This window comes from Acidovorax cavernicola, assembly GCF_003581445.1.
This window is the reverse complement of the sequence record NZ_QXMN01000035.1, coordinates 33,805-58,963: the sequence shown is the minus strand read 5'-3', so window position 1 is coordinate 58,963 and position 25,159 is coordinate 33,805. Positions and strand designations below refer to the sequence as shown.

At 67.8% G+C, this 25,159-nt stretch carries 23 protein-coding genes; 19 read left to right on the top strand and 4 right to left on the bottom strand.

Translation table 11 applies throughout. The features are described from left to right. Window positions 1-17: 17 nt before the first annotated feature. The 5 genes from trmD to hisC all read left to right on the top strand — a co-directional run bounded on the left by trmD (window position 18) and on the right by hisC (window position 4,339). Window positions 18-764 carry a tRNA (guanosine(37)-N1)-methyltransferase TrmD gene (gene trmD / locus D3H34_RS23265; RefSeq protein WP_119556612.1) on the top strand — a complete coding sequence of 249 codons (747 nt, stop codon included), beginning with the start codon at window positions 18-20 and terminating at the stop codon, window positions 762-764. Window positions 765-874: 110 nt separating this feature from the next. Continuing rightward, window positions 875-1,258 carry a 50S ribosomal protein L19 gene (gene rplS / locus D3H34_RS23260; protein ID WP_119556611.1) on the top strand — a complete coding sequence of 128 codons (384 nt, stop codon included), beginning with the start codon at window positions 875-877 and terminating at the stop codon, window positions 1,256-1,258. A gap of 136 nt (window positions 1,259-1,394) precedes the next feature. Further along, window positions 1,395-2,138 (top strand): CoA pyrophosphatase, encoded by a 744-nt coding sequence (locus tag D3H34_RS23255; protein WP_119556610.1) that lies wholly within the window; start codon window positions 1,395-1,397, stop codon window positions 2,136-2,138. 58 nt (window positions 2,139-2,196) lie between these two features. Next, on the top strand, window positions 2,197-3,198 hold the full coding sequence (locus tag D3H34_RS23250; protein WP_119556609.1) for a CobD/CbiB family protein: 1,002 nt from the start codon (window positions 2,197-2,199) through the stop codon (window positions 3,196-3,198). 22 nt (window positions 3,199-3,220) lie between these two features. Beyond that, window positions 3,221-4,339 carry a histidinol-phosphate transaminase gene (gene hisC, locus D3H34_RS23245; RefSeq protein WP_119556608.1) on the top strand — a complete coding sequence of 373 codons (1,119 nt, stop codon included), beginning with the start codon at window positions 3,221-3,223 and terminating at the stop codon, window positions 4,337-4,339. 81 nt (window positions 4,340-4,420) lie between these two features. Here hisC and rsgA read toward each other — a convergent pair whose 3' ends face one another. From rsgA to D3H34_RS23230, 3 genes are all read right to left on the bottom strand, one after another. Further along, window positions 4,421-5,377: a ribosome small subunit-dependent GTPase A gene (rsgA, locus tag D3H34_RS23240; RefSeq protein ID WP_119556607.1), complete on the bottom strand. Its 957-nt coding sequence runs from the start codon at window positions 5,375-5,377 to the stop codon at window positions 4,421-4,423. A gap of 12 nt (window positions 5,378-5,389) precedes the next feature. Further along, window positions 5,390-5,731 carry a 4a-hydroxytetrahydrobiopterin dehydratase gene (locus D3H34_RS23235; protein WP_286186119.1) on the bottom strand — a complete coding sequence of 114 codons (342 nt, stop codon included), beginning with the start codon at window positions 5,729-5,731 and terminating at the stop codon, window positions 5,390-5,392. A 133-nt stretch (window positions 5,732-5,864) separates the two neighbouring features. Continuing rightward, window positions 5,865-7,124, bottom strand: coding sequence for a M48 family metallopeptidase (locus D3H34_RS23230; RefSeq protein ID WP_119556623.1), 1,260 nt, complete (start codon window positions 7,122-7,124; stop codon window positions 5,865-5,867). Window positions 7,125-7,186: 62 nt separating this feature from the next. Between D3H34_RS23230 and orn the strand changes: the two genes are divergently transcribed. From orn to D3H34_RS23200, 6 genes are all read left to right on the top strand, one after another. After that, window positions 7,187-7,783 (top strand): oligoribonuclease, encoded by a 597-nt coding sequence (gene orn, locus D3H34_RS23225; protein ID WP_119556622.1) that lies wholly within the window; start codon window positions 7,187-7,189, stop codon window positions 7,781-7,783. 269 nt (window positions 7,784-8,052) lie between these two features. Further along, entirely contained in the window at window positions 8,053-9,942 is a 1,890-nt protein-coding gene (locus D3H34_RS23220) for a DEAD/DEAH box helicase (protein WP_119556605.1), read from the top strand. 216 nt (window positions 9,943-10,158) lie between these two features. Beyond that, entirely contained in the window at window positions 10,159-11,232 is a 1,074-nt protein-coding gene (locus D3H34_RS23215) for an NAD/NADP-dependent octopine/nopaline dehydrogenase family protein (RefSeq protein ID WP_119556604.1), read from the top strand. Next, entirely contained in the window at window positions 11,222-12,226 is a 1,005-nt protein-coding gene (locus D3H34_RS23210) for a 3-hydroxybutyryl-CoA dehydrogenase (protein WP_119556603.1), read from the top strand. The genes D3H34_RS23215 and D3H34_RS23210 overlap by 11 nt, the downstream gene beginning before the upstream one ends. Continuing rightward, the gene (locus tag D3H34_RS23205) at window positions 12,223-13,026 is read left to right on the top strand and encodes an alpha/beta fold hydrolase (RefSeq protein WP_119556602.1); all 804 of its coding nucleotides are present in this window, start codon (window positions 12,223-12,225) and stop codon (window positions 13,024-13,026) included. The genes D3H34_RS23210 and D3H34_RS23205 overlap by 4 nt, the downstream gene beginning before the upstream one ends. Next, window positions 13,023-13,901: a quinone oxidoreductase family protein gene (locus tag D3H34_RS23200; RefSeq protein WP_119556601.1), complete on the top strand. Its 879-nt coding sequence runs from the start codon at window positions 13,023-13,025 to the stop codon at window positions 13,899-13,901. Before D3H34_RS23205 ends, D3H34_RS23200 begins: the two co-directional genes overlap by 4 nt. A gap of 23 nt (window positions 13,902-13,924) precedes the next feature. On the opposite strand, the gene D3H34_RS23195 is transcribed toward D3H34_RS23200, so the two are convergent. Beyond that, window positions 13,925-14,401, bottom strand: coding sequence for a MarR family winged helix-turn-helix transcriptional regulator (locus D3H34_RS23195; protein WP_119556621.1), 477 nt, complete (start codon window positions 14,399-14,401; stop codon window positions 13,925-13,927). Between the two features lie 145 nt (window positions 14,402-14,546). On the opposite strand from D3H34_RS23195, the gene D3H34_RS23190 reads away from it, so the two are divergent. Genes D3H34_RS23190 through D3H34_RS23155 form a run of 8 tightly spaced genes read left to right on the top strand, consistent with a single transcriptional unit; the run spans window position 14,547 to window position 25,149 of the window. Next, window positions 14,547-16,739 (top strand): thiamine pyrophosphate-dependent enzyme, encoded by a 2,193-nt coding sequence (locus D3H34_RS23190; protein WP_119556600.1) that lies wholly within the window; start codon window positions 14,547-14,549, stop codon window positions 16,737-16,739. A gap of 4 nt (window positions 16,740-16,743) precedes the next feature. Continuing rightward, window positions 16,744-18,249 (top strand): indolepyruvate oxidoreductase subunit beta family protein, encoded by a 1,506-nt coding sequence (locus D3H34_RS23185; protein ID WP_119556599.1) that lies wholly within the window; start codon window positions 16,744-16,746, stop codon window positions 18,247-18,249. A 21-nt stretch (window positions 18,250-18,270) separates the two neighbouring features. After that, window positions 18,271-19,257, top strand: coding sequence for a PDR/VanB family oxidoreductase (locus tag D3H34_RS23180; protein ID WP_119556598.1), 987 nt, complete (start codon window positions 18,271-18,273; stop codon window positions 19,255-19,257). Between the two features lie 26 nt (window positions 19,258-19,283). Further along, a complete protein-coding gene (locus tag D3H34_RS23175) occupies window positions 19,284-20,597 on the top strand; it encodes an aromatic ring-hydroxylating dioxygenase subunit alpha (protein ID WP_119556597.1) in 1,314 nt (437 codons plus the stop codon). Continuing rightward, window positions 20,597-21,085, top strand: coding sequence for an aromatic-ring-hydroxylating dioxygenase subunit beta (locus D3H34_RS23170; protein WP_119556596.1), 489 nt, complete (start codon window positions 20,597-20,599; stop codon window positions 21,083-21,085). The genes D3H34_RS23175 and D3H34_RS23170 overlap by 1 nt, the downstream gene beginning before the upstream one ends. Before the next feature lie 7 nt (window positions 21,086-21,092). Next, window positions 21,093-22,727 carry an AMP-binding protein gene (locus D3H34_RS23165; RefSeq protein WP_119556595.1) on the top strand — a complete coding sequence of 545 codons (1,635 nt, stop codon included), beginning with the start codon at window positions 21,093-21,095 and terminating at the stop codon, window positions 22,725-22,727. Next, entirely contained in the window at window positions 22,724-23,899 is a 1,176-nt protein-coding gene (locus D3H34_RS23160) for a thiolase family protein (protein ID WP_119556594.1), read from the top strand. The genes D3H34_RS23165 and D3H34_RS23160 overlap by 4 nt, the downstream gene beginning before the upstream one ends. After that, the gene (locus tag D3H34_RS23155; protein ID WP_119556593.1) at window positions 23,896-25,149 is read left to right on the top strand and encodes an SDR family NAD(P)-dependent oxidoreductase; all 1,254 of its coding nucleotides are present in this window, start codon (window positions 23,896-23,898) and stop codon (window positions 25,147-25,149) included. The genes D3H34_RS23160 and D3H34_RS23155 overlap by 4 nt, the downstream gene beginning before the upstream one ends. Window positions 25,150-25,159: the final 10 nt, after the last annotated feature.

Here is a 25,159-nt window from a genome sequence, read left to right as displayed (position 1 = left end):
TTACGGGCTTTGCGCGCATGCGCTTCGACGTCCTCACGCTTTTCCCTGAACTGTTCGCACCCTTCGTGGCCAGCGGCGTGACCCGTCGTGCCTACGAATCGAAGCAGGTCGAGCTCGTGCTGTGGAATCCGCGCGATTTCGCACAGGGCAACTACAAGCGCGTGGACGACCGTCCGTTCGGCGGCGGACCCGGCATGGTGATGATGGCGGAGCCCCTGGCGGCCTGCCTCGACGCCGCACTGGCGGCCCGCGGGGCGCCGGCCCCGGTGGTGCTGTTCTCGCCCATCGGCGAGGCGCTGCGCCATGAGGCCGTCGAGCGCTGGTCGGCGAGTGAAGGCGCGGTGCTGGTCTGTGGTCGCTATGAAGGCATCGACCAGCGCTTCGTCGACGCGCGCATCACCCACCAGATCAGCCTCGGCGACTTCGTGCTGTCCGGCGGCGAAATCGCGGCCATGGCCTTGCTCGACGCCGTCGCCCGGCTGCAGCCCGGCGTGCTGGGTGACGAAGCCAGCCATGTGCAGGACAGCTTCAACCCGGCGCTCGACGGGCTGCTCGATTGCCCGCACTACACGCGGCCCGAGCAATGGAGCGGGCAGGGCGTTCCGGCGCCGCTCCTCTCCGGCCACCATGCACAGATCGAACGCTGGCGGCGCGACCAGCGCCTGGCCATCACGGCCGCACGGCGCCCTGAGCTGATCGATGCCGCCCGCGCTGCTGGCAAGCTGAACAAGGCCGATGAGGCTGCGTTGAAAAAAAAGCTATAATTTGCGGTTCCCCGATCCTCTGTCCGGCCGCGCCCGGTTTTCTGGCGGTTCTCCCGCCAAAGCCCACGGCGCCTTTAGTGCAGCCCGAAACGATCGATATCCAGGAAATCATGAACCTCATCCAGACCCTCGAGCAGGAAGAAATTTCCCGTCTCGGCAAGACCATTCCCGATTTCATGCCCGGTGACACGGTCATCGTCAGCGTGAACGTCGTCGAAGGCAGCCGCAAGCGCGTGCAGGCCTACGAAGGCGTCGTGATCGCCAAGCGCAACCGTGGCCTCAACAGCGGCTTCACCGTGCGCAAGATCTCCAGCGGCGAAGGCGTGGAACGTACGTTCCAGACCTACAGCCCGCTGATCGCCGGCATCGAAGTCAAGCGTCGCGGCGATGTGCGCCGTGCCAAGCTGTACTACCTGCGCGAGCGCAGCGGCCGTTCGGCACGCATCAAGGAAAAGCTGCCGGGCAAGTCGCCGAAGGCTGCGTCGGCCGCTTAATCGGTCGCCTTCCTTCTGCTGCAAAAAGCCGCCGTTCTGGCGGCTTTTTGCGTTGGTGCCGCGCACGCATGCGTGCAAGACAGACTTTCATTTTTACGCTCTACTCCCTTCATCCCGCCACAGGCTGCTTCATCTCTTGACCTCCTCTACTTCCGCCCCCACGCCCTCCGCCATCGTCGAACCCGTCAATGCCGTGGTGCCGCCCGCGTTGCTGCAGTTCGACCCGCGACAGGTGCCCTTCGTGGACGGAAGCGATGGTTTGCCGGCAGTGGCGTCGGTGCAGCTGACGGCAACGGCATTGAGGGCGCGCTTTGCCTCGCCGCCCGTGTGGACGCCCGAGTTGCGTCGGGATCGCGGCATGACCGACCGGGCGCCGGCCCAGGCGGCGGTGCTGGTGCCGATCGTGCAGCGTCCGCAAGGCGCGACCGTGCTGCTCACCGAGCGCACCACGCACCTGTCGACCCATTCGGGGCAGGTCGCGTTTCCTGGCGGCCGCGTCGACCCCGAAGACGCCAACATCCAGGCCGCCGCGCTGCGCGAAGCCTGGGAAGAGGTGGGCCTGTCGGCACAGTTCATCGAGGTGCTTGGCACGCTGCCGACCTACACGACCATCACCTCGTTCGTCGTCACGCCGGTGGTCGCGCTGGTGCAGCCAGACTTCGTGTTGGACATCAATCCGTTCGAGGTGGCCGAGGCCTTCGAGGTGCCGCTGGCCTGGCTGATGGACCCCGCCAATCACCGCCGCCATGCGGTCAGCGCGGTCGACGGCGTGCGGCGCGAGTGGTACTCGATGCCCTACGCCGACGGCCCGCACGAGCGCTTCGTCTGGGGCGCCACCGCAGGCATGCTGCGCAACCTCTACCGCTTCCTCGCCGCCTGAGTCTGATTGGGCGCAACCTGAGGCAAAAACCTTCAGGTGTGCTCGCTATCATCGAAGGATGAGCTTCTTTGCCATCCTGTGCGCGTTGCTGATCGAGCAGGTGCGGCCGTTGGGCCCGCACAACCCCGTGTACGGCGGCGTTCTGGCGTGGACGCGCTGGACCAGCCGCAATTTCGATGCGGGCAAGCCGCATCACGGATGGATCGCCTGGGGACTCGCGGTGTTCGTGCCGACGCTGCTGGCGTTGGGCGTGCACTGGCTGTTGGTGCTCACGCTGGGCCTGCCGTTCGCCGTGCTGTGGAGCATCGCGGTGCTCTACATGACGCTCGGCTTTCGCCAGTTCAGCCACCACTTCACCGACATCCGCGACGCGCTCGACGAGGGCGACGAGCCGCTCGCGCGTTCGCTGCTGGCGCACTGGCAGGGCGTCGATGCCGCCGAACTGCCGCGCAGCGAAATCGTGCGCCATGTGATCGAGCATTCGGTCATTGCTGCGCACCGGCACGTCTTCGGCGTGCTGGCCTGGTTCTCGGTGCTGGCCGCCATCGGCCTGGGACCGGCGGGCGCGGTCTTCTATCGCATGAGCGAATTCGTTGCGCGCTACTGGGCCCACAAGAACGGCGCGGCGGTGCAGCCTTCGAGCGTGGCCGTGCAGGATGCGGCCGAGCGTGCCTGGCATGCCGTCGACTGGCTGCCCGCGCGCATCACCGCACTCGGTTTCGCCGTGGTCGGCAGTTTCGAAGAAGCCATCGACTGCTGGCGCAACGATGCGCGGCGCTTTCCCAACGAGAACGACGGCGTGATCCTGGCGGCCACGTCCGGCGCGGTGAACGTGCGCCTGGGCGGTGGCTCGCTGAGCCCCATTCCGGTGACCGATCCGCTGCCACGCGCGCAGGCTGGCGAGTCGCCGACCGCCGGGCGGCGCCTGGATAGCGGCAGCACCCCGGGGCGCGAGCCCGAGCCAGGCCACCTGCGCAGCGTGGTCGGCCTGGTCTGGCGCTCGGTCGTGATGTGGATGGTGTTGCTGGCCTTGCTCACGCTCGCGCGGCTGCTCGGCTGAGCGGGCGCGAGGACACACGCCCATGACCACACCGCCCGTGCCGGCCTTCTGGAGTCCGCGTATCGGCGCGCTCGAACCCTACGTGCCCGGCGAGCAGCCGCGCATCGCCAACCTCGTCAAGCTCAACACCAACGAGAACCCGTACCCACCGTCGCCGAGCGCCATCGCGGCGATCCAGCGCGCGGCTGCCGACGGGCTCGAGCGTTACCCCGACCCCACCTCGCTCGCGCTGCGCGAAGCCGTGGCGCGCCGGCACGGCCTGCAGGTCGGCGAAGTGTTCGCGGGCAACGGCTCGGACGAAGTGCTCGCGCACGCGTTCTTTGCCTTCTTCCAGCAGGCCGAGCCGCTGTTGATGCCCGACGTGAGCTACAGCTTCTACAAGGTCTATGCCCAGCTCTACGGCATCGCCTGCGAGCAGCTGCCGGTCGATGACGGATTGCGCATCGACATCGATGCGTGCGCGGCGCGCGCCCGCCAGGGTTGCGGTGGCATCGTGATCGCAAATCCGAATGCCCCGACCGGTATCGGTCAGCCGCTGGCGCGCATCGAGCAGCTGCTTGCGGCCTGCCCCGATCGTGTCGTGCTGGTCGACGAGGCATATGTCGATTTCGGTGGCGAGAGCGCGCTGTCGCTCATCGGCCGCCATCCGAACCTGCTGGTGGTGCAGACGCTGTCCAAGTCGCGTTCGCTGGCCGGCCTGCGGGTGGGTTTCGCCTGCGGGCAGGCGCATCTGATGGATGCACTCGTTCGGGTCAAGGACAGCTTCAACTCCTACCCGATCGACCGGCTGGCCTCCGCCGGCGCCGTGGCTTCGTTGGAGGACGAGGCGTGGTTCCGGAAAACGCGCGATCAGGTCGTCGACACGCGCGAGGGCTTAGGCCTGCAGCTCGAAGACCTTGGCTTCGAGGTGCTGCCGTCGCAGGCCAACTTCGTGTTCGCGCGGCATCCGCAACGCGATGCGGCCGAGTTGGCTGCCCTGCTGCGCGAGCGTGCGGTGCTGGTGCGGCATTTCAAACAGCCGCGCATCGCGCAGTACCTGCGCATCAGCATCGGCACGCGGGCGCAGTGCAGCGCGCTGGTGCAGGCGCTGCAGGCCATCCTCGAGCCCGACGCCGCTTATACGGGTTTGCAATCAAAGTGATAACCGCGTTGCGTCGCCTTGCCGTGCTTCAGCACTGTCTGCGGCGTCGCGCCTTGTTCTCACTTTGATTGCAAACCCGTATCAGTAGCGCGTCTGGCTCAGCTCGGCGAACAGCTCGCCGTAGATCTTGTAGCGCGATGCGCTGATCGGCCCCGGCTGCGTCGGCGTTTCGACGTTCGAGATCACGCCGCAGCCGGGCTCATGCAGGTGGGTGCAGTTGTAGAACTTGCAGTCGCCCGTGTGCTCGGCAATGTCGGGCATCAGGCCCGCAAGCTGCATCGGGGCAATGTGGTTCAGGCCGAATTCCTGGAAGCCCGGCGAGTCGATGAGGCCGGTGGTGCGGGCTTCGTCGATCCAGTACCAGGTGGTGCTGGTGGTCGTGTGCTTGCCCGAATTGAGCGCCTGCGAAATCTCCTGCGTCAGCACGCTTGCACCGGGCACGAGCAGGTTGGTGAGCGTGCTCTTGCCGGAGCCGGACGGGCCGAGCACCAGTGTCGACTTGCCCGCCAGCAGCTTCATCAACGAGGCGTAGTCCGTCTCGCCCGAGGCCTTGAGCGACAGCGGCAGCACGCCGTGGTGCATGCGACGGTAGGGCGCCAGTTTGTTCCAGGCGCGCTCGAAGGGCTCGACGAGATCACTCTTGTTGAGCGCGATGATGGGCGTGATGCGCTCGGCTTCGGCCGCGATGAGCGCACGCGCCAACTGGTGTTCGGAGAACTCGGGTTCGGCCGCGATCAGGATCAGCACATGGTCGAGGTTGGCCGCGAACGACTTGGTGCGGATCTCGTCCTGCCGGTAGAAGAGGTTGCGCCGTGGCAGCACCTCTTCGATGGTGCCTTCGTCTTCGGAGGCCTGCCAGCGCACGCGGTCGCCGACCACGGCCTGGCTCTTCTTGCCGCGCGGGTGGCAGATCAGTCGCTCGCCCGTGGGCGTTTCGACGAGGCAGTGGCGCCCGTGGCTGGCGACGACGAGGCCGTCGTGGCGCGCCTTTGCAGCGCCGGAGGCTGCGGGTGCGGCGACGCGGCCGGGCTTAGCCAAGGGCGCGGTCCGTCATGCGGCGGGGCTTGCGACCAGCGCGTCGGCTTGGCGCGCGCAGTCGAAGTCGGTGATCGAGAGGCCGTTCACGTCGTGCGTGTTGAAGCGCACCACGCAGCGGTTGTAGTGCACCGACAGGTCGGGATGGTGGTCCTGCGTGTGGGCCACCATCGCCAGTGCGTTCACGAAGGCGATGGTTTCGAAGTAGTTCGCGAAGGTGAAGGTCTTTTCGATGGCGACATCGGCGCCGTCGCCGGTGAGCTTCCAGCCATCGAGCTGGGCCAGGCCCGAGACGATTTCGGTGGCGCTCAGGGCCTTGCGAGGCGGGAGGTTCTTCCAGTCCTTGGGTTTGAACATGCTCTGATTCATTGGGGGTCCTATTAAAGGCAGATCGCGGAACACCGCGGAACCGGCTTTGCCGGGCCGCAGATGTTGCCCCCTGAAAGGGGGTTGGCGAAGCGACACGAAGTGCGCGAAGACTGGGGGTGAGTCATGTCATTCGCGCGAGGCGCTCGGAGGCCGGGGGGTGGGAGTAGTAGAACTTGACGAACACCGGGTCGGGCGTGAGCGTCGAGGCATTGTCCTGGTACAGCTTGAGCAACGCGGCCGACAGGTCTGCGCCGCTGGTCTGTGCCACGGCGTAGGCGTCGGCTTCGAACTCATGCTTGCGCGACAGGCGCGCCGGCAGCGGGGCGACGAAGAAGCTGAACACCGGCACGGCCAGCATGAACAGCAGCAGCGCCAGCGCGTTGTTGGGGGCGGCTGGCGACAGGTTGGGCTGCACGCCGAGGCCGGCATAGAACCAGACCTGGGTCGACACCCAGCCCAGGAGCGCAAAGCCCGCCAGGCTCAGCGCGAACATCGCGATGAGGCGCTTGACGATGTGGCGGTGCTTGAAGTGGCCGAGTTCGTGCGCGAGCACGGCCTCGACTTCGCCGGCGTTGAGCTGGCGCAGCAGCGTGTCGTAGAACACCACCCGCTTGCTGGCGCCGAAGCCGGTGAAGTACGCGTTCGCGTGTGCGCTGCGCGTGCTGCCGTCCATCACGAACAGGCCCTTGGCCGCGAAGCCGCAGCGCTTCATGAGTGCGGTGACGCGCGCCTTGAGCGTAGGGTCGTCCAGCGGCTTGAACTTGTTGAACAGCGGCGCGATGAAGGTCGGGTAGATCAGCATCAGCAGCAGGTTGAAGCCCATCCACGCGCCCCAGGCCCACAGCCACCAGAGCGTGCCGGCCGCGCCCATGAGCCACAGGATCAGCGCGGCGATCGGCAGGCCGATCAGCGCGCCGAGCAGCGTCGACTTGAGGGTGTCGGTGAGCCAGAGCTTCCAGGTCATCTTGTTGAAGCCGAAGCGCTCCTCGAGCCGGAAGGTCTGCCACAGCGTGAACGGCAGCTCCAGCAGGCCGCCGATGGCCGCGAAGGCCGCCAGCAGCGCCAGTTGCTGCACCATGCCGCCACCCAGCCACACCAGCAGCAGCTTGTTCAGCACGTCGAGCCCGCCGAGCAGCGTCCAGCCGAGCAGCAGGGCGGCGCCCCAGGCCATTTCGACAAGCCCGAAGCGGGCCTTGGCGATGGTGTAGTCGGCCGCCTTTTGGTGCGCGGCGAGCGTGATGGTCTGGGCAAAAGCGGCCGGCACGGCGCCACGGTGGCGCGCCACGTGGCGCACCTGGCGGGTGGCCAGCCAGAACTTCACGAGCAGGCCCGCAACGAGCGCCGCCGCGAAGGCAAGGGTGAAGATGAGCGAATAAGACATCATGAAGCGGCGAGTTTAGTCCGCGGTCCGTGGGGGCGCAGGCCTTCGACGACAATCCTGCGATGCCCGAATCCCTTGACCCGACGCCCCCCGCAACCGTTCCCACCCTCAAGAAAAGCGACCAGAACCTGGTCTGGCTCGACTGCGAAATGAGCGGCCTCGACCCCGAGAAAGAGCGCCTGCTCGAGATCGCCGTGGTCGTCACCGGCCCCGACCTCACGCCCCGCATCGATGGCCCCGTGCTGGTCATCCACCAGAGCGACGCCGTGCTCGATGGCATGGACGCCTGGAACAAGGGCACCCACGGCCGCAGCGGCCTGATCGACAAGGTGAAGGCCTCCACGCTCGACGAAGCCGCGGCCGAGCAGCAACTGCTGGAGTTCATCGCCAAGTACATCCCGCGCACCGGTTCGCCGATGTGCGGCAACACCATCGGGCAGGACCGGCGCTTCCTGGTCAAGTTCATGCCCAAGCTCGAGGCGTACTTCCACTACCGCAACCTCGACGTCAGCACCCTCAAGGAGCTGGCCAAGCGCTGGAAGCCCGCGGCCTACAGCGCCTTCAAGAAGCAGCAGGCGCACACCGCGCTGGCCGACGTGCACGAGTCCATCGAGGAACTGGCGCACTACCGGGAGACCTTCCTGCGCCTGACCGATTGAGCCGATGGGCGATACGTCGACAGGGAATTAGGTAAAAACCCGAAGCCGTGCCATAATCGCAGGCTTCGCTGATTTGAACCCGTCTTTGGACACAGATCAGCGTCTCTCGCATCTCCCTATCTTGCACACCGCGCCCGATCGCATCCGCTGATCAAAAAGGGCCGCAGCCTTCGACGAGAGTCGAAAGTTGAATGTCGTTGGATGGTTGATGTTTTTAACCACCAACGGGGCGCCGCCCACGGCAGCGCTCGCGTTTGAGATTGACATTCATGACCGACGCTTTTGAAGCGCAGGGCGAACTCGCGCCTGTGCAATCCGCTACCCACAACGAATTCACCGCTGTCGCGGAAACCGTGTCCGAGGCTCCGATCCTCGACGCACTGGACGCCGCAGCCCCCGAGGCCGCCGAAGCCGAAGCGCCTGCCACGCCCAACGGTTTCATCAAGCTGGGCCTCGCCCCCGAACTGATCGCCGCCGTGGCCGACATGGGCTTCACACAGCCGACCACCGTGCAGGAAAAGGTCGTGCCGATCGCCATGGGCGAAGAGGGCTCGGCCCGTTTCGTCGACCTGATGGTGTCGAGCCAGACCGGTTCGGGCAAGACCGCCGCCTTCCTGCTGCCTGTGCTGCACACGCTGATCAAGCGCCAGGCCGAAGCCGAGGCGCAAGCCCGCGCCGAGTTCCAGCGCCTGGCCGACGAAGCTGCTGCCCGCGGCGAAGCGCCGCCCAAGAAGCCCAAGCGCAAGGACCCGACCAACGCCCGCCACTTCAAGGCCGCCACCCCTGGCGCCCTGGTGCTGTGCCCGACGCGCGAACTCGCGCAGCAGGTCGCGCACGACGCCATCGAACTGGTTCGCCACTGCCGCGGCCTGCGCGTCGCCAACGTGGTGGGCGGCATGCCCTACCAGCTGCAGATCGCCAAGCTGCAGAACGCCGACCTCGTGGTCGCCACGCCGGGCCGCCTGCTCGACCTGCAGCGTTCGATGCAGATCAAGCTCGACCAGGTCAAGTTCCTGGTGGTCGACGAAGCCGACCGCATGCTCGACCTCGGCTTTGCCGACGACCTGGCTGAAGTCAACCAGCTCACCATCGAGCGCCAGCAGACCATGATGTTCAGCGCCACCTTCGCGCCGCGCATCCAGCAACTGGCCGCTCGCGTGATGCGCGAGCCGCAGCGCGTGACCATCGACAGCCCGCAGGAAAAGCACGCCAACATCAAGCAGGTGCTGTTCTGGGCCGACAACGCGACGCACAAGCGCAAGCTGCTGGACCACTGGCTGCGCGACACCAGCATCAACCAGGCCATCGTGTTCGCGAGCACGCAGGTCGAGTGCGACGGCCTCGCCAACGACCTGCAGCAGGACGGCTTCAGTGCCGTCGCGCTGCACGGCGCGCTGAGCCAGGGCCTGCGCAACCGCCGCCTGATGGCGCTGCGCAACGGCCAGGTGCAGATCCTCGTGGCCACCGACGTGGCCGCCCGCGGCATCGACGTGCCGACCATCACCCACGTCTTCAACTTCGGCCTGCCGATGAAGGCTGAGGACTACACCCACCGCATCGGCCGCACCGGCCGTGCCGGCCGCGACGGCATCGCCGTCACCTTCGCCGAGTTCCGCGACCGTCGCCGGATCATGGACATCGAGCACTACAGCCGCCAGCAGTTCAAGTCGGAAGTGGTGCCGGGCCTGGAGCCGCAACAGCGCATGCCCCAATCGCGCCCGCCGCAAGGCGAGTTCCGCGGTGGCCGTGGCGACTTCCAGTCGCGCGACCGCAAGTTCGGCGGCGGCAATGGCGGTGGCTATCGCGGCGGCAACGACCGCAACTATTCGGGCGCCAGCGGCTTCAACGACCGCAACTCGCGCGGTCCCGCCCAGGGCCAAGGCCCGCGCGGCTTCCAGGGTCACAACGCCGGCTTCGGCGGCGGCCGTGACGATGGCGGCAATGGCGGCGGCTACGGTCGCAAGCCGGGCTGGGGCGACAGCGCCCCGCGCGGCGGCCACGGCCATGGTGGTCGCGGCGACGGCGGCTTTGCGCCCCGTGAAGGCTTCGCTCCCCGCGAAGGTTTCGCACCGCGCGGCAACGGCGGTGGTCACGGCGGCCCGGGCAAGGTGTTCGTGCCCCGTGACGCGCAAAAGCGCGCGTTCAAGCCCAGCCGCTGATCGTCCCTTCCAGTCGGCCTGAAACCAGGCCGCTTCCCCTCGAAAGCCCGCGCTTCTCACGAACGCGGGCTTTTTCGTTGTCGGGTTTCCGAGCAGTCGGGTGCGCATGAATTTGATTGACACCTGAATCGATGAAAAGTAATGTAATGGCGCATTGCTTCTCCCGGATCCGTTCGCGGCAGCCGGTTCATCGACACCTGTTCTCGACTTTCGATCATGAAAATTGCGATTCTTGGGGGTGGTCACGGCGCCTATGCGGCGACTGCGGACCTGTCTGAAACCGGCCATGAAGTGCGCCTGTGGCGTCGCGACGCTGCGGCGCTCGAGCCGCTCGTGCAAGCCGGCGCGATCACGCTGAAAGACGCCGCCGGCGCGCGCGAAGTGCCCATCGCGCTCGCCACCGCCGACATCGGCGCCGCGCTGAAGGGCGCGGAGCTCATCGTCATTCCCACGCCTGCCATCGCCCAGCACGACATCGCGCTGGCCATGGCGCCGCACCTGGTCGACGGCCAGGTCGTGTTCCTGCCGCCCGGGACCTTCGGCAGCTACGTGATGGCGCAGGCGGTGAAGGCAGCGGGCAACCGCGCCGACGTGGCCTGGGCCGAGACCGGCACCTTGCCGTATCTCGCGCGCAAGCACGGCGAGCGCGAAGTCAACGTCACCATCCGCGCCATCCGCCTGCCCACCGGCGTCTACCCGGCGCGAAAGGAAGCGCAGGCGATCGAGGTGATCCGCCGCGCCTACCCGGCCGTGCACGGCTGCGGTGACGCGCTCTCGGGCGCGCTGATGAACGCGGGCCCCGTCATCCACCCGCCGCTGATGGTGATGAATGCCGCGCCTCTGCAGCACTTCGAGCGCTGGGACATCCACAACGAGGGCACGCAGCGCGCCGTGCGCGACGTGACCGACAGGCTCGACCGCGAGCGCATGGCCGTGCGCGAGGCCTTCGGGCAGGGCGCGCCGCACTATCCGCTGGCCGACCACTACAACAACGACCAGTGGATGTACGGCGACGCGCACAAGCAGCTCGTCAAGTCGGGCGACTGGCGCGAGAACATCGACCTGCACACGCATCGCTACATCACCGAGGACACCGAGCTCGGCTTGGCCTTTCTGGCCTCGGCCGCGCGCCACACGGGTGTCGATGCGCCCATTGCGCACGGCCTGCTGGCCATCGTCGGCGGCTTCCTCGGGCGTGACCTGCGCCAGGGCCCGCGCACCTTCGAAAGCCTGGGCCTGGCCGGCCTGAGCGCGGCCCAGCTCAAGCAGAAGCTGCACGATGGCGAATGAGTCTGCAGCGCCGCGCTTCGCCGCCGTGGGCGCCGGCCGCATGGGCCGCGGCATCGCCATCGCGTTCGCCTATGCGGGCCACCGCATCTCGCTGATCGACCTGCGCCCGCGTACCTCCGAGGCCTGGCAGCGCCTGCACGACGAGGCGCGCGCGGAAATCGCGGCGAGCCTTTCCGGCCTGGCGCAACTCGGCGTGATCGATGCATCGCAGGTCGAGCGCATCGCCGCGCGCGTGGACATCGTCGACGCCGGTGCTGCACCGCGCGCATTGGCTGCTGCCGAGCTGGTGTTCGAAGGCGTGCCCGAAACCCTCGACGCCAAGCGCGAAGCCTTCGAGCACATCAACCGCCATTGCAGCGACGACGCGATCCTCACCTCGACGACCAGCAGCATCCTCGTGACGCAACTGGCCGCGCTGGTGCGGCGCCCCGAGCGCTTCCTGAACATGCACTGGCTCAATCCGGCCTACGTGATCCCCGTGGTCGAGCTGAGCTGCCACCCAGGCACCGACGCCGGCGTGCTCGCGCGCACCAAGGCGCTGATGGAAGCCATCGGCAAGCTGCCGGTGGTCTGCGGCGCGTCGCCCGGCTACATCGTGCCGCGCCTGCAGGCACTCGTGATGAACGAGGCGGCCCGCATGATCGAGGAGGGCGCCGCCACCGCCGAGGAGATCGACAAGGCCACGCGCTACGGTCTGGGCCTGCGCTTCGCGGCGCTCGGCGTGGTCGAGTTCATCGACTTCGGCGGCGCCGACATCCTGCACCACGCAAGCCGCGAGATGTCGGCCTCGCTCGACGCAGGGCGCTACACCGCGCCGGCCGTCATCGGGCGCATGGTCGAGGAAGGACGCCTCGGCCTCAAGAGCGGCAGCGGCTTCTACGACTACGCAGGCCGCGACACCGCCGCCTACCGGCGCGACGTGCTCTCGCGCACGCTCGGCGAACTGAAGCACGCCGGCCTGTGGCGTGCACCGGCCGACGAGACCCTGTCATGACGATCCGCCGCGCCTTCGCCGATCTGTCGGTGGGGCAGGTGCACTACGCCGCGTGCGGCGATGCACAGGCGCCGGCTGTGTTGCTGCTGCACCAGTCGCCGCGCAGCTGGACCGAGTACCGCGAGGTGCTGCCGTTGATCGCCGGTGTCGGGTACCGCGCCATCGCGATGGACACGGCGGGCTTCGGCGACTCGGCGGACGGCGGCGTGCCGGCAAGCATCGCGCAGTGGGCGCGCGTGGCGTGCGAGCTGCTCGATGCGCTCGGCATTGCGCAGGCCGACGTGGTGGGGCATCACACCGGCGGCGTGGTCGCGATCGAACTGGCTGCTGCGTTTCCCGAGCGCGTGCGCAGCCTCGTGCTGTCGTCCACGCCATACACCGACGAGGCGTTCCGCCGCGCCCGCGCGCAGCGCCCGCCCATCGACGAAGTGGCGCCCAGCGACGACGGCAGTCACCTCGCGGCGCTGTGGCAGAAGCGGCAGGCTTTCTATCCGCCGGGACGCCCGGACCTGCTCGAGGCCTTTGTGCACGATGCGTTGAAGGTCGGCCTTCGCGTGGAAGACGGGCACCGCGCAGTCGCCTCGTACCGCATGGAAGATCGCATCGGCCGCGTGACGCAACCGACGCTCATCGTGCGCGCCACACTCGACCCCTTCGCCTCGCCACACGCGGCGGAACTGCAGCATCAGCTGCCGCAGGCGCGCATCGCCGACATCGACGGCGGCATGGTGCCCTTGCCCGACCAGATGCCCGACGTCTTCGCGCGCACGGTGCTCGACTTTCTAGCGACACGGCCATGAAGGCGATTCGCATCCATGGCTTCGATGCCGCGCCCACGCTGGAAGAAATGCCCGACCCCGTGGCGCGACCGGGCCGTACGCTCGTACGCATGGAGGCTGCGACCGTCGGCCACATCGATCGCACCGTCTGGCAGGGCCGTTTCCTGCGGCATCCGCCATTGCCCTACATACCGGGCGTGGAAGCTGCAGGCATCGTCGTCGCGAGCGAGCGCCATGCCGTCGGGCAGCGCGTGTGGTTGCGCGGCAGCGGCCTGGGCACGCTGTTCGACGGCACCTGGTGCGAGTTGATCGATGCGCCCGACGACGCACTCGGCGTGCTGCCCGACGCGGTGCCGATGACGCTCGGTGCGGCGTTCTTCTCGCCCACCACATCGGCTTGGGTCGCCTTGCACGACGTCGCGCGATTGCAGCCCGGAGAGCAGGTTCTGGTGACGGGTGCGAGTGGCGCGGTGGGGTCCCTGGTGATGCAGCTTGCGCGCGATGCGGGCTGCGCCGCGACGGCCGTCGATCCGAAAGTGGGACCACCAGAAGTCGCCAGCGCCGACCTGCTCATCGACACCGTCGGCGGCGACGTGCTCGCTGCCGCCTTGCCTGCCGTGAGCCCTGGCGGTCGCGCCGTGCTGATCGGCTATACCGCCGGTCCGTCGCTGCATCTGGACATCGCGCACTTCCTGCAGCGTGACGTGGCATTGCTGCCGCTCAACATGTTCCGGCGCGAAGCCGCAGGCCGCGCAGCCGCTCCAGAGTTGCTTGCACGGCTGGCCGATGGCCGCCTGCATCTCGACGTGCAGCCCTTCGCGCTCGCCGATGCCGCGCTGGCACTCGACTGGATCGCACAACGCGGCCATCGCGGCCGCGCAGTGCTCGTTCCCTAGTTCTTCCTCTTCGGCAGCGCGCCTCAGTCTTCGTCCGGCACCTCGACCGGCACATGCACATGCAGGTCGATCATCTGCCGCAGCGTCTGCTTCAGCTCTTCGGCGCGTCGCAGGCCGAAGGGTTCGAGCACGCGGCGCTCGTGCTCGCGCGCCAGTTCCATCAGGTGCTCGACCGCTTTCAACCCTGCGGGCGTGATGCGCACCAGTGTGATGCGGCGATCACTCTCGTGGGGCAGACGCTCGACCTGTCCGCGCGCTTCCATGCGGTCGAGTAGCCGCGTCACCGTCGGTTGTTTGGTCACCGTCACCTGCGCGAGTTGGCCGATGCTGACCGCCTCGCTGCCCGCGAGCGACGCCATCACGCGCCACTCCGACACCGAGAAGCCCTGCTGTCGCGCCACCTCGTGGAACTCCGAGGAGATCAGCTGGCTGGCCTGCGCGAGCAGCGCGGGCAGGTAGTCATCGACGAAGCGATGCGTTTCCCTGGATGGTTCAGACATGAAGGTGCCTCCCGTGTGCCGCAGGCATGCGGATTGCATGGCTAGGGTAATTCATGATTGTGGATACATTCATTTCTAAACATTATAGGAACCGTGATGTGACCCCTCGGGCCGCATCCTCCCACGAGAAAGAAGAAGGACATCCATGGCTGAGCGTTCGTTCGTCGAAGAAGTCAAGAAGCTGCGACTTTCTGGTGGCGATGTATTCCGTGGTGAAGGCATTCTGGCCGTCACCAAGGCCCTGCTGGAGTCGGGGGTGTCGTATGTGGCGGGCTACCAGGGCGCGCCCATCTCGCACCTGATGGACGTGCTGGCCGATGCGCAGGACATCCTCTCCGAGCAGGGCATCCGCTTCGAGAACAGCGCCAGCGAAGCCACCGCCGCCGCCACGCTGGCCGCCTCCGTCAACTACCCGCTGCGCGGCGCCGTGACCTTCAAGGCCACCGTGGGCACCAACGTGGCGTCCGATGCGCTGGCCAACCTGGCCTCGGGCGGCGTCACCGGTGGCGCGCTCATCATCGTGGGCGAGGACTACGGCGAAGGCTCGTCGATCATGCAGGAGCGCAGCCATGCGTTCGCGATGAAGTCGCAGATCTGGCTGCTCGACCCGCGTCCCAATCTGCCGAGCATCGTCGATGCGGTGAAGCAGGGCTTCGATCTCTCGGAAGCCAGCAATACGCCCGTGATGCTGCAGCTGCGCATCCGCGCCTGCCATGTGCACGGCCACTTCGTCGCTGGCGACAACAAGCGCGCCAAGTTCACGCTGAAGGAAGCGCTGGAGAACCCGCAGCGCGACGTCGGCCGCATCGTGCTGCCGCCCGCGAGCTTCGTGCATGAACAAGAGAAGGTGAAAGACCGCTGGCCCGCTGCCGTGCGCTTCATCGAGGAGCGCAAGCTCAACGAGTTCTTCTCCGAAGACGCCGACGACATCGGCATCATCGTGCAGGGTGGCAGCTACAACACGCTGCTGCGTGCGCTCGAACGCCTGGGCCTGGCCGACGTGTACGGCAACACGCAGGTGCCGCTGTATGTGATGAACGTGGCGTACCCTGTCATCGAGAGCGAAGTCATCCGCTTCTGCGAAGGCAAGCGCGCCGTGCTGGTGGTGGAAGAAGGCCAGCCCAACTTCGTCGAGCAGAACCTCGCCACCATCCTGCGCCAGGCCGGCTCCACCACCGCGCTGCATGGCAAGGACATGCTGCCGGTGGCTGGCGAATACACGACCCTCGAACTGCTGAAAGGCACGCGCACCTTCTGCGAGCGCTACGAACGCCTCGCGCCGCTGCCGGTGCCCGCACCGGTGCGCAAGGTGATCCCTCTGAAGGAGGTGGCCGCCATCGGCGTCGATGCCGCGCCCGAGCCCGTGGAGCCCTCGTCGGCACTCGGTGATGTGGTGCACTCACGCCCGCCGGGCTTCTGTACCGGCTGCCCGGAGCGCCCCATCTTCAGCGCCATGAAGCTGGTCGAGCGCGAACTCGGTCCGCACCACGTGAGCGCGGACATCGGCTGCCACCTGTTCTCGATCCTGCCGCCTTTCAACATCGGCAACACCACCATGGGCTACGGCCTCGGTGGCGCGGGTGCGTCGGCGCTCAACGCGCCCGCCGGCAAGCGCGCGATCTCGATGATGGGCGACGGCGGTTTCTGGCACAACGGCCTGACGAGCGGCGTGGCCAATGCGGTCTTCAACAAGAGCGACAACCTCACCGTCATCGTCGACAACAACTACACCTCGGCCACGGGCGGGCAGGACATCCTCTCGTCGAACGCCGTCAACAAGACGCGCAGCACCGGCCACGAGATCGAGCGCGCCGTGCGCGGCGTGGGCGTGGAGTGGGTGAAGACGATGCGCCGCACCTACGACGTCGCCGGCATGCGCGATGCACTGAAAGAAGCACTCACCACGACGAAAAAGGGCCCCAAGGTCCTCATCGCCCAGTCGGAGTGCATGCTCAACAAGCAGCGCCGCGAGAAGCCGCTGGTACGCAAGGCCATCGCCGATGGCAAGCGCATGGTGCGCGAGAAATTCGGTGTCGATGCCGACACCTGCACCGGCGACCACTCGTGCATCCGCCTGTCGGGCTGCCCGTCGCTGTCGATCAAGCCCAACCCCGATCCGCTGCGCGTCGACCCCGTCGCCACCGTGCTCGAAAGCTGCGTGGGCTGCGGAAACTGCGGCGACGTGTCGCACGCTGCCGTGCTGTGCCCTTCGTTCTACAAGGCGCAGGTCGTGAGCAACCCCACCGGCTGGGACCGCTTCCGCCAGCGCGTGCGCACCACCGTGATCGGCTGGCTGCAGCGCGGCGACGCGCGCCGCCGTGACGCCTATGCCTTCTGACGCCATGACGAACACGGTTCAACCCATCAAGATTGCCATCCTCGCCATGGGCGGAGAGGGCGGCGGCGTGCTCGCCGACTGGATCGTCGACATGGGCGAAGCCAACGGCTACGTCGCCCAGACCACCTCCGTGCCCGGCGTGGCCCAGCGCACCGGCGCAACCATCTACTACGTCGAGCTGTACCCCGACACGCAGGCGCACGCCGACGGCGGGCGCCCCGTGCTCGCGCTGATGCCGCTGCCGGGCGACGTCGACGTGGTGCTCGCCTCCGAGCTCATGGAAGCCGGCCGCGCGGTCCAGCGTGGCCTGGTCACGAAGGACCGCACCACGCTCATCGCTTCCACGCACCGTGTCTTCTCCATCGCGGAAAAGAGCGCCATGGGCGATGGTCGCGTCGACAGCCAGCAGCTGCTCGCGCACACTGCGCGCGCCGCCAAGCGCTTCATCCGCTTCGACATGGCGCAGGCCGCCGAAGCCTCGGGCAGCGTGATCAGCGCCGTGCTCTTCGGCACGCTCGCGGGCTCGGGCGTGCTGCCGTTCGGCCGTGCGCAGTTCGAAGCCACCATCGAGCGCGGCGGCGTGGGCGTGAAGCCCAGCCTCAAGGCCTTCGGCGCGGCGTTCGATCGCGCGCAGGACGGCGACGACGGCGAGCCCGCCAAGACGGCCCCCGCCGCCACGCCCGTACTGCAGCCGCGTCACCCGGCCGTGCGCGCACTGGTCGAACGCGTGCAGCGCGACTTTCCGCTCCCCGCGCAAGACTTCCTGCTTGAAGGCGTGCGCCGCCTCATCGACTACCAGGACCCGGCCTACGCCGGCCTGTACCTGGACCGCATGGCCGCCGTGGCCAAGTTGCCCGACGATGCCCACCGGCTGCTGCGCGAGACCGCGCGCCACCTCGCGCTGTGGATGTCGTACGAAGACACGGCCCGCGTCGCCGCCCTCAAGACCCGTGCAACCCGCTTCGAGCGCGTCCACGGCGAGGCCGGCGTGCAGCCGGGCCAGGTGCTGGCCATCCACGAGTACATGCACCCGCGCCTGCAGGAAATCTGCGAGACGCTGCCCGGCGGCATCGGTCGCTGGCTCATGAATTCCTCGCAGCCCCGCAAGCTCGTCGAGCGCTTCACACAGCACGGCCGCGTGATCCACACCAGCTCGCTGCGCGGCTACCTGATGCTGCGCATGGTCGCGGCCTGCAAGCGCTGGCGCCTCTCGACGATCCGCTACGCCGACGAGAACCGCCGCATTGAGGAATGGCTGCAACGCATCGCCGCCACCGCGCAACGCAACCCCGCGCTCGCCGTCGAACTCGCCCAGTGCCAGCGCCTGGTCAAGGGCTACAGCGACACGCACGAACGCGGCCTGCGCAACTACGACACCGTGATGCGCGCATTCGAACGTGCGGGTGCGGCGCTGGCGCCCGCCACCCTGCGCGAACTGCGCGACGCGGCGCTCGCCGATGAACACGGCCACAAGCTGCAGGCCGCCCTGGCGCAGCACGCCCTGGCCTGAAGAGACAAAGGGACCCGCCCCATGACCGCCCCCACGCTCCAGCTTCGCGTTGCCGAAGCGCGCGCCCTCAATCCGCTGATCCGCCTGCTGCGCCTGCGCGCCGACGACGGACGCGCGCTGCCCGGCTTCGCGGCCGGCGCCCACATCCGCGTGCAGGTGACGCTGGCGGATGGCAAGACCGACTGGCGTCACTACTCGCTCATCAACTTCGCGACCGAGCGCAACGCCACCAACGCTCCCACCGACTACGTGATCGCCGTGCGCAAGGAGGCCGAAGGCCGCGGCGGCTCGCGCTTCATGCACGAAGGGCTGGCCGAGGGCAGCGTGCTCACCATCGAGCCGCCGAAGAACGACTTCCCGCTGCACACCGGCCCTGGCGGCACGGTGCTGGTGGCCGGTGGCATCGGCGTCACGCCGCTCGCATCGATGGCCGCGCGCCGCCGCGCCGAAGGCGCTGCCGTGCGCATGCACTACGCCGGCCGCAGCCGCGACCTGATGGCCTTCCTGCCCGAGCTGCAGGCGCTTCTGGGCGACGACCTGCGCGTGCACACCGACGCCGAGGCCGGCGCGCCGCTGGACATCGACGCGCTGCTCGACGCCGTGCCCGCCGGCGACCGCCTGTATGTGTGCGGCCCCAAGGTCATGCTCGACGCCGTGCTTGCGCGCACCCAGGCCCGGGGCTGGGAACACGACCGCGTGCACTTCGAGCTCTTCACCGAACCCGTCGTCGAAGCAGGCGACCAGCCTTTCGAGGTGGAGCTGGCCCAGTCCGGCCAGCGCTTCACCGTTCCGGTCGGCCAGAGCATCCTCGACTGCCTCATCGAGAACGGCTGCGACCCGATGTTCGACTGCAAGCGCGGCGAATGCGGCGTGTGCGCCGTGCCCGTGCTCGAAGGCGAGATCGACCACCGCGACTACGTGCTCACCGCCCGCGAGAAGGCGCAGGGCGACGTGATGCAGATCTGCATCTCGCGTGCCAAGGGCGCGCGCCTGGTGCTCGACATCTGAAGAAGAAGGAAGGAGCGACGAGAACCATGACCTCGTACCGAGACAACCCCGAAGCCATCCGCGCGCTCGTGCAGAACGACCGTGTGCACCGTGACCTGTACATCAGCCAGGACCTCTTCGAGGTGGAGCAGGAACACTTCTTCGCCAACACCTGGAACTACGTCGGCCACGAGAGCCAGCTGCCCAAGCCGGGCGACTGGATCAGCAACGAGATCGCGGGCCGCCCGCTGATCGTGGTGCGCCATTCCGACGGCAGCGTGCGCGTGATGATGAACCGCTGCGCCCACAAGGGCTCGCGCCTGGTCAACGGCCCCTGCGGCAACACCGGCAAGTTCTTCCGCTGCCCCTACCACGCCTGGACCTTCAAGACCGACGGCGCGCCGTTGGCCATTCCGCTGAAGACCGGCTACGAGCACACGCAGCTGCACGAGTGCGAATCGGGCAAGGGCCTGACCACCGTGAAGCATGTGCGCAGCCACCGCGGCTTCATCTTCGTGAAGATCAACGACGCGGGCCCCGACTTCGACGCGTACTTCGGCGATTCGCTGAGCTCCATCGACAACATGGCCGACCGCTCGCCCGAGGGCGAGCTGGAGATTGCCGGCGGTTGCCTGCGCTTCATGCACCAGTGCAACTGGAAGATGTTCGTCGAGAACCTCAACGACACGATGCACCCGATGGTGGCGCACGAGTCGTCGGCCGGCACCGCCAAGCGCATGTGGGCCGACAAGCCCGAGGACGAGCCCAAGCCGATGGCGGTGGAGCAGTTCGTTCCCTTCATGTCCGACTACAAGTTCTTCGAGGACATGGGCATCCGCACCTACGACCACGGCCACAGCTTCACGGGCGTGCACTTCAGCATCCACAGCAAGTACAAGGCGATCCCCGCCTACGACGACGCCATGAAGGCGCGCTACGGCAAAGAAAAGACGGCGCAGATCCTCGGCATGGCGCGGCACAACACCGTGTACTACCCGAACCTCACGATCAAGGGCGCGATCCAGGCCATCCGCGTGGTCAAGCCCATCTCGGCCAACCAGACGTTGATCGAGAGCTGGACCTTCCGTCTCAAGGGTGCGCCGGACGAGCTGCTGCATCGCACCACCATGTACAACCGGCTCATCAACTCGCCGTTCTCGGTGGTGGGCCACGACGACCTGCAGGCCTACCGCGGCATGCAGGCCGGCCTGCACGCCAGCGGCAACGAGTGGGTCAGCCTGCACCGCGACTACGACGCCTCCGAACTGCAGGGCGGAGAGATCACCACGGGAGGCACCAACGAGCTTCCCATGCGCAACCAATACCGCAGCTGGGTCCAGCGCATGACGGAGACGATGTGATGGCCGCGCTCGATATCACCCGCCAGGACCTCGTCGACTTCGTCGTGAACGAAGCGCACCTGCTCGACACCCGCCGCTACGAAGAGTGGAACGCGCTCTTCACCGACGACGCGTTCTACTGGATTCCGCTCGTGCCCGACCAGGAGGACGGCCTGAACCACACCTCGCACCTGTACGAGGACAAGCTCCTGCGCGAGCTGCGCATCGAGCGCCTGAAGAGCCCGCGCGCCTTCTCGCAGCAACCGCAAAGCCGCTGCCACCACCTGCTGCAGATGCCCGTGGTCGAGACCTTCGATGGCGAGGCCAACCGCTTCGTGGTGCGCACCTCGTTCCATTACACCGAGTCGCAGGGCGACGAGCTGCAGTTCTACGTCGGCACCTTCTTCCACCACCTCACGGTGCAGGACGGCGCGCTGCGCATGACGCTCAAGCGCGTCAACCTGCTCAACGCCGACGCGGCCCTGCCGGCCGTGCAGCTTTTCATCTGAGGACGCGATGACCCACGCCACCGTCCATCAAGTGTTCGCCACCACCGCGGCGCGCACGCCGCAGGCCGAGTTCCTCTTCACTGAATCGGTCACGGCCGCCGCCTACGGCATCGCTGCCGGCGCCATCCGCTGGGGCGAAGCCTCCGCGCAGATCGAACGGCTGCGCACCGCCTACGCGCAAGCCGGCTACGGCCACGGCCACCGTGTCGGCCTGCTGCTGGAGAACCGGCCCGCCTTCATCTTCCACTGGCTCGCCCTCAACGCGCTGGGCGTGAGCGTGGTGCCGATCAATGCCGAGATGCGTTCGGCCGAGTTGGTCTACCTCATCGGCCACAGCGAGATCGGCCTGGCCGTGACGTTGCCCGAGCGCGCCGCCGATCTGCGCGCCGCCGCCGCGCAAGCCGGCGTGCCCTTCGAGACCATGGGCGCCGACGACCCGGTGCCGGCCGTGAAGACCGCCGCGCCGCGCGCCGGCGAGCCCATCGGCGTCGACACCGAGTGCGGTCTGCTCTACACCTCGGGCACCACGGGCCGGCCCAAGGGCTGCATCCTGAGCAACGCGTATTTCCTGCGCGCTGGCGAGTGGTACGCCGCGCTCGACGGCGTGTGCAGCATCCGCCCCGATGCCGAGCGCGTCATCACGCCGCTGCCGCTCAATCACATGAACGCGATGGCGTTCTCGACCATGGTGGTGCTGATCGCAGGCGGTTGCCTGGTGCAGCTCGACCGCTTCCATCCCAAGAGCTGGCTGGCCAGCGCGAAGGAAAGCGGTGCGACCATCGTCCACTACCTCGGCGTGATGCCCGCGATGCTGCTGTCGGCGCCGCCGTCGCCGGCCGACCGCGACCATGCCATCCGCTGGGGCTTCGGCGCCGGCGTGGACCGCAAGAACCACGCGCCCTTCGAGGAACGCTTCGGCTTCCCGCTGGTCGAGGCCTGGGCCATGACCGAGACCGGCGCGGCCGCCTGCATCATGGCCAACCGCGAGCCGCGCCTCGTGGGCACGAGCTGCTTCGGGCGACAGGAAGATTTCGTCGAGATCCGCCTCATGGGCGAGGACGGCAACGACGTCGGCACCGACATGCCCGGCGAGCTGCTCGTGCGCTCCACGGGCGACGACCCGCGTCGCTACTTCTTCTCCGGCTACCTGAAGGACGAGGAAGCCACGCGCGAGGCCTGGGCCGACGGCTGGTTCCACACGGGCGACCTCGTGCGCCGCGACGCCGACGGCAATTTCTTCTTCGTCGATCGCAAGAAGAACGTGATCCGCCGCAGCGGCGAGAACATCTCGGCCGTCGAGGTCGAGAGCGTGCTCAACCAGCATCCGGCCGTGAAGACCTCGGCCGTGGCCGCCACGCCCGACACGGTGCGCGGCGACGAGGTGCTGGCCTGCATCGTGCTGCGCGAGGAGGCCGATGCCGCGCAGCGCGCGCAGGTTGCTGCCAGCATCGTGGCCCATGCGCTCGACCAGCTCGCCTACTACAAGGCGCCCGGCTACGTGGCCTTCGTCGATGCGCTGCCGCTCACGCCCTCGCAGAAGATCCAGCGCGGCCAGCTGCGCGAGATGGCGCAGTCGCTGCCGGGCCAAGAGCATTGCATCGACACGCGCTCGATGAAGAAACGACAAGTGGGGCAGGCATGACGAAACGCAATCGCCTCTCCTACGAAGGCGTCGCGGTCGCGGTGCCCATTACCGTGCCCTACGTGCGCTATTCCACGCGCACAGCCCACTGGTTCGTCGGCCAGGCCATCGAGGCGCTGGTGCAGGCCAGCGGCGTGCCCAAGGAACAGATCGACGGCCTGTGCCTGAGCAGCTTCTCGCTCGCGCCCGACACGGCCGTGGGCGTCACGCAGCACCTGGGACTGTCGCCGCGCTGGCTCGACCACATGCCCACGGGCGGTGCCTCGGGCGTGATGTGCCTGCGCCGCGCCGCGCGCGCCGTGCAGGCGGGCGATGCCGACATCGTGGCCTGCGTGGGCGCCGACACCAACCATGTCGACTCCTTCCGCCAGACACTGGGCAGCTTCAGCAGCTTCGCGCGCGACGCGAGCTACCCCTATGGCTCGGGCGGCCCGAACTCGATCTTCGCGTTCATCACCGCCAACTACATGCGCACCTACGGCGCGACGCGCGAGGACTTCGGCCGCATCTGCGTCGACCAGCGCACCAATGCGCTCGGCAACCCGAACGCCATGTTCAAGAAGGGCCTCACGCTCGACGAGTACATGGCCGCGCGGCCGATCTCCGACCCGATCCATCTCTTCGACTGCGTGATGCCCTGCGCCGGTGCCGATGCCTTCCTCGTGATGAGCGAGGAGCGTGCGCGCGACCTGGGCCTGGCGCACGTGGTGATCCGCGGCGCCATCGAGCGCCACAACGCCTACGCCGAAGACCCGGTGATGGTGCAGGGCGGCTGGCGCAAGGACCGCGACGACCTCTATGCACAGGCCGGCATGCAGCCCGCGCAGCTGGACTTCGTGCAGACCTACGACGACTACCCGGTGATCGTGATGATGCAGTTCGAAGACCTGGGTTTCTGCGAGAAGGGCGAGGGTTCCGCCTTCGTGCAGGCGAACACCATGACCTTTGACGGCAGCTTTCCGAACAACACCAGCGGCGGCCAGCTTTCGGCCGGGCAGGCCGGTGCGGCGGGCGGTTTCCTCGGCATGGTCGAGGCGATCCGCCAGCTAACGGACCAGGCCGGCGCACGCGCCGTGCCGAATGCCCAGACGGGCCTCGTTGCCGGCTTCGGCATGGTGACTTACGACCGTTGCCTGTGCACAGGCGCGGTGATCCTGGGGAGACCCGCATGACGATGCCCATGATGCGCCCCCCGCGCAAGAACCCGGTGCTGCGCACCCGGCAGATGAACCTGCCGCCCGGCGCGCGCGGCCGCGTCGCGCTCGGCCTCACGGCGGCCGCCGCCGAAGGCCGCTTTGAGCTGCAGACCTGCGAGGACTGCGGCACGGTGCAGTACCCGCCGCGCGAGGTCTGCCACAAGTGCCTGTCGGCCGCGCTGCGTTGGCGCCAGCAGAGCGGCGAGGGCGCGCTGCTCGGCAGCACCACGCTGCACCACAGCAACGACCTGTTCTTCCGCGAGCGGCTGCCGTGGCGGCTGGGCCTGGTGCACCTCGACGCCGGCCCGACGCTCATGGTCCACCTGCACGGCGAGGTCGGCGAAGCGCCGCAGCGTGTGCGCGTGGGCGCCCGGCTCGACCGTGCGGGTCAGGCCGTTCTCATTGCTTTTCCGAATGAAGGGAGTCCCCACATGGCCGACGACAAGATGCTGCGCGAAATGACCAGCGACCCGAAGTTCCGCAAGGTGCTGGTGACTGACGGCAAGACCGAGACCGGACAGGCGATCGTGCGTGCGCTGGTGAAGGCCGGCGCCGACATCGTCTGGGTCGGCCATGCCGAGCCCTGGAAGAAGATGGGCGACGGCCTGGACGACATCTCGGCGCTGCCGCAGGTCACGCTGGTGCCGCTGGACCTCACCAACGGCCGCCAGGTGAGCGAGCTGGCCGGCTCCATCGGCGGCAAGGTCGACATCGTCATCAACAACGCCGAGGTGCACCGCACCTTCGGCATCGGCGCGAGGCGCGGCACCGACGTGGCCAAGGCCGAGATGGACATCAACTACTTAGGCCTGCTGCGCCTGGCGCAGGAGTTCGGCCCCGCGCTCAAGGGCCGCTCGGCCGACGGCGCGACAGGTGCGACCGCGTGGGTCAATCTGCTGTCGATCTATGCGCTGAGCAACTTCCCACCGCACGGCACCTTCAGTGCCTCGAAGGCCGCCGCGCACTCGCTGGCGCAGTGCCTGCGCGCCGAGATGCGCCCGGCCGGCATCCGCGTGATCAACGTGTTCCCCGGTCCCATCGACGACGAATGGAACCAGCACACGCCGCCGCCCAAGCTGGCGCCCACGGCCCTGGCCAATGCCATCGTCAAGGCGCTGCGCGATGGCGTGGAAGACGTGTACCCGGGCGACGTGGCGCAGGAATGGCTGGAGCGCTGGCGCGACAACCCCAAGGTATTGGAGCGCGAACTGGCCGCCGGCGGCTGAGCAGAGGAAT

Coding starts and splice junctions, on each gene's coding strand:
- D3H34_RS23235 (WP_286186119.1), bottom strand. CDS start 5,731: ATGTTCAAACCCAAGGACTGGAAGAACCTCCCGCCTCGCAAGGCCCTG.
- D3H34_RS23250 (WP_119556609.1), top strand. CDS start 2,197: ATGAGCTTCTTTGCCATCCTGTGCGCGTTGCTGATCGAGCAGGTGCGG.
- D3H34_RS23215 (WP_119556604.1), top strand. CDS start 10,159: ATGAAAATTGCGATTCTTGGGGGTGGTCACGGCGCCTATGCGGCGACT.
- rplS (WP_119556611.1), top strand. CDS start 875: ATGAACCTCATCCAGACCCTCGAGCAGGAAGAAATTTCCCGTCTCGGC.
- D3H34_RS23175 (WP_119556597.1), top strand. CDS start 19,284: ATGACCTCGTACCGAGACAACCCCGAAGCCATCCGCGCGCTCGTGCAG.
- D3H34_RS23185 (WP_119556599.1), top strand. CDS start 16,744: ATGACGAACACGGTTCAACCCATCAAGATTGCCATCCTCGCCATGGGC.
- trmD (WP_119556612.1), top strand. CDS start 18: ATGCGCTTCGACGTCCTCACGCTTTTCCCTGAACTGTTCGCACCCTTC.
- D3H34_RS23180 (WP_119556598.1), top strand. CDS start 18,271: ATGACCGCCCCCACGCTCCAGCTTCGCGTTGCCGAAGCGCGCGCCCTC.
- D3H34_RS23190 (WP_119556600.1), top strand. CDS start 14,547: ATGGCTGAGCGTTCGTTCGTCGAAGAAGTCAAGAAGCTGCGACTTTCT.
- D3H34_RS23230 (WP_119556623.1), bottom strand. CDS start 7,124: ATGTCTTATTCGCTCATCTTCACCCTTGCCTTCGCGGCGGCGCTCGTT.
- D3H34_RS23210 (WP_119556603.1), top strand. CDS start 11,222: ATGGCGAATGAGTCTGCAGCGCCGCGCTTCGCCGCCGTGGGCGCCGGC.
- hisC (WP_119556608.1), top strand. CDS start 3,221: ATGACCACACCGCCCGTGCCGGCCTTCTGGAGTCCGCGTATCGGCGCG.
- D3H34_RS23165 (WP_119556595.1), top strand. CDS start 21,093: ATGACCCACGCCACCGTCCATCAAGTGTTCGCCACCACCGCGGCGCGC.
- D3H34_RS23200 (WP_119556601.1), top strand. CDS start 13,023: ATGAAGGCGATTCGCATCCATGGCTTCGATGCCGCGCCCACGCTGGAA.
- D3H34_RS23205 (WP_119556602.1), top strand. CDS start 12,223: ATGACGATCCGCCGCGCCTTCGCCGATCTGTCGGTGGGGCAGGTGCAC.
- orn (WP_119556622.1), top strand. CDS start 7,187: ATGCCCGAATCCCTTGACCCGACGCCCCCCGCAACCGTTCCCACCCTC.
- D3H34_RS23155 (WP_119556593.1), top strand. CDS start 23,896: ATGACGATGCCCATGATGCGCCCCCCGCGCAAGAACCCGGTGCTGCGC.
- D3H34_RS23170 (WP_119556596.1), top strand. CDS start 20,597: ATGGCCGCGCTCGATATCACCCGCCAGGACCTCGTCGACTTCGTCGTG.
- D3H34_RS23195 (WP_119556621.1), bottom strand. CDS start 14,401: ATGTCTGAACCATCCAGGGAAACGCATCGCTTCGTCGATGACTACCTG.
- D3H34_RS23220 (WP_119556605.1), top strand. CDS start 8,053: ATGACCGACGCTTTTGAAGCGCAGGGCGAACTCGCGCCTGTGCAATCC.
- D3H34_RS23160 (WP_119556594.1), top strand. CDS start 22,724: ATGACGAAACGCAATCGCCTCTCCTACGAAGGCGTCGCGGTCGCGGTG.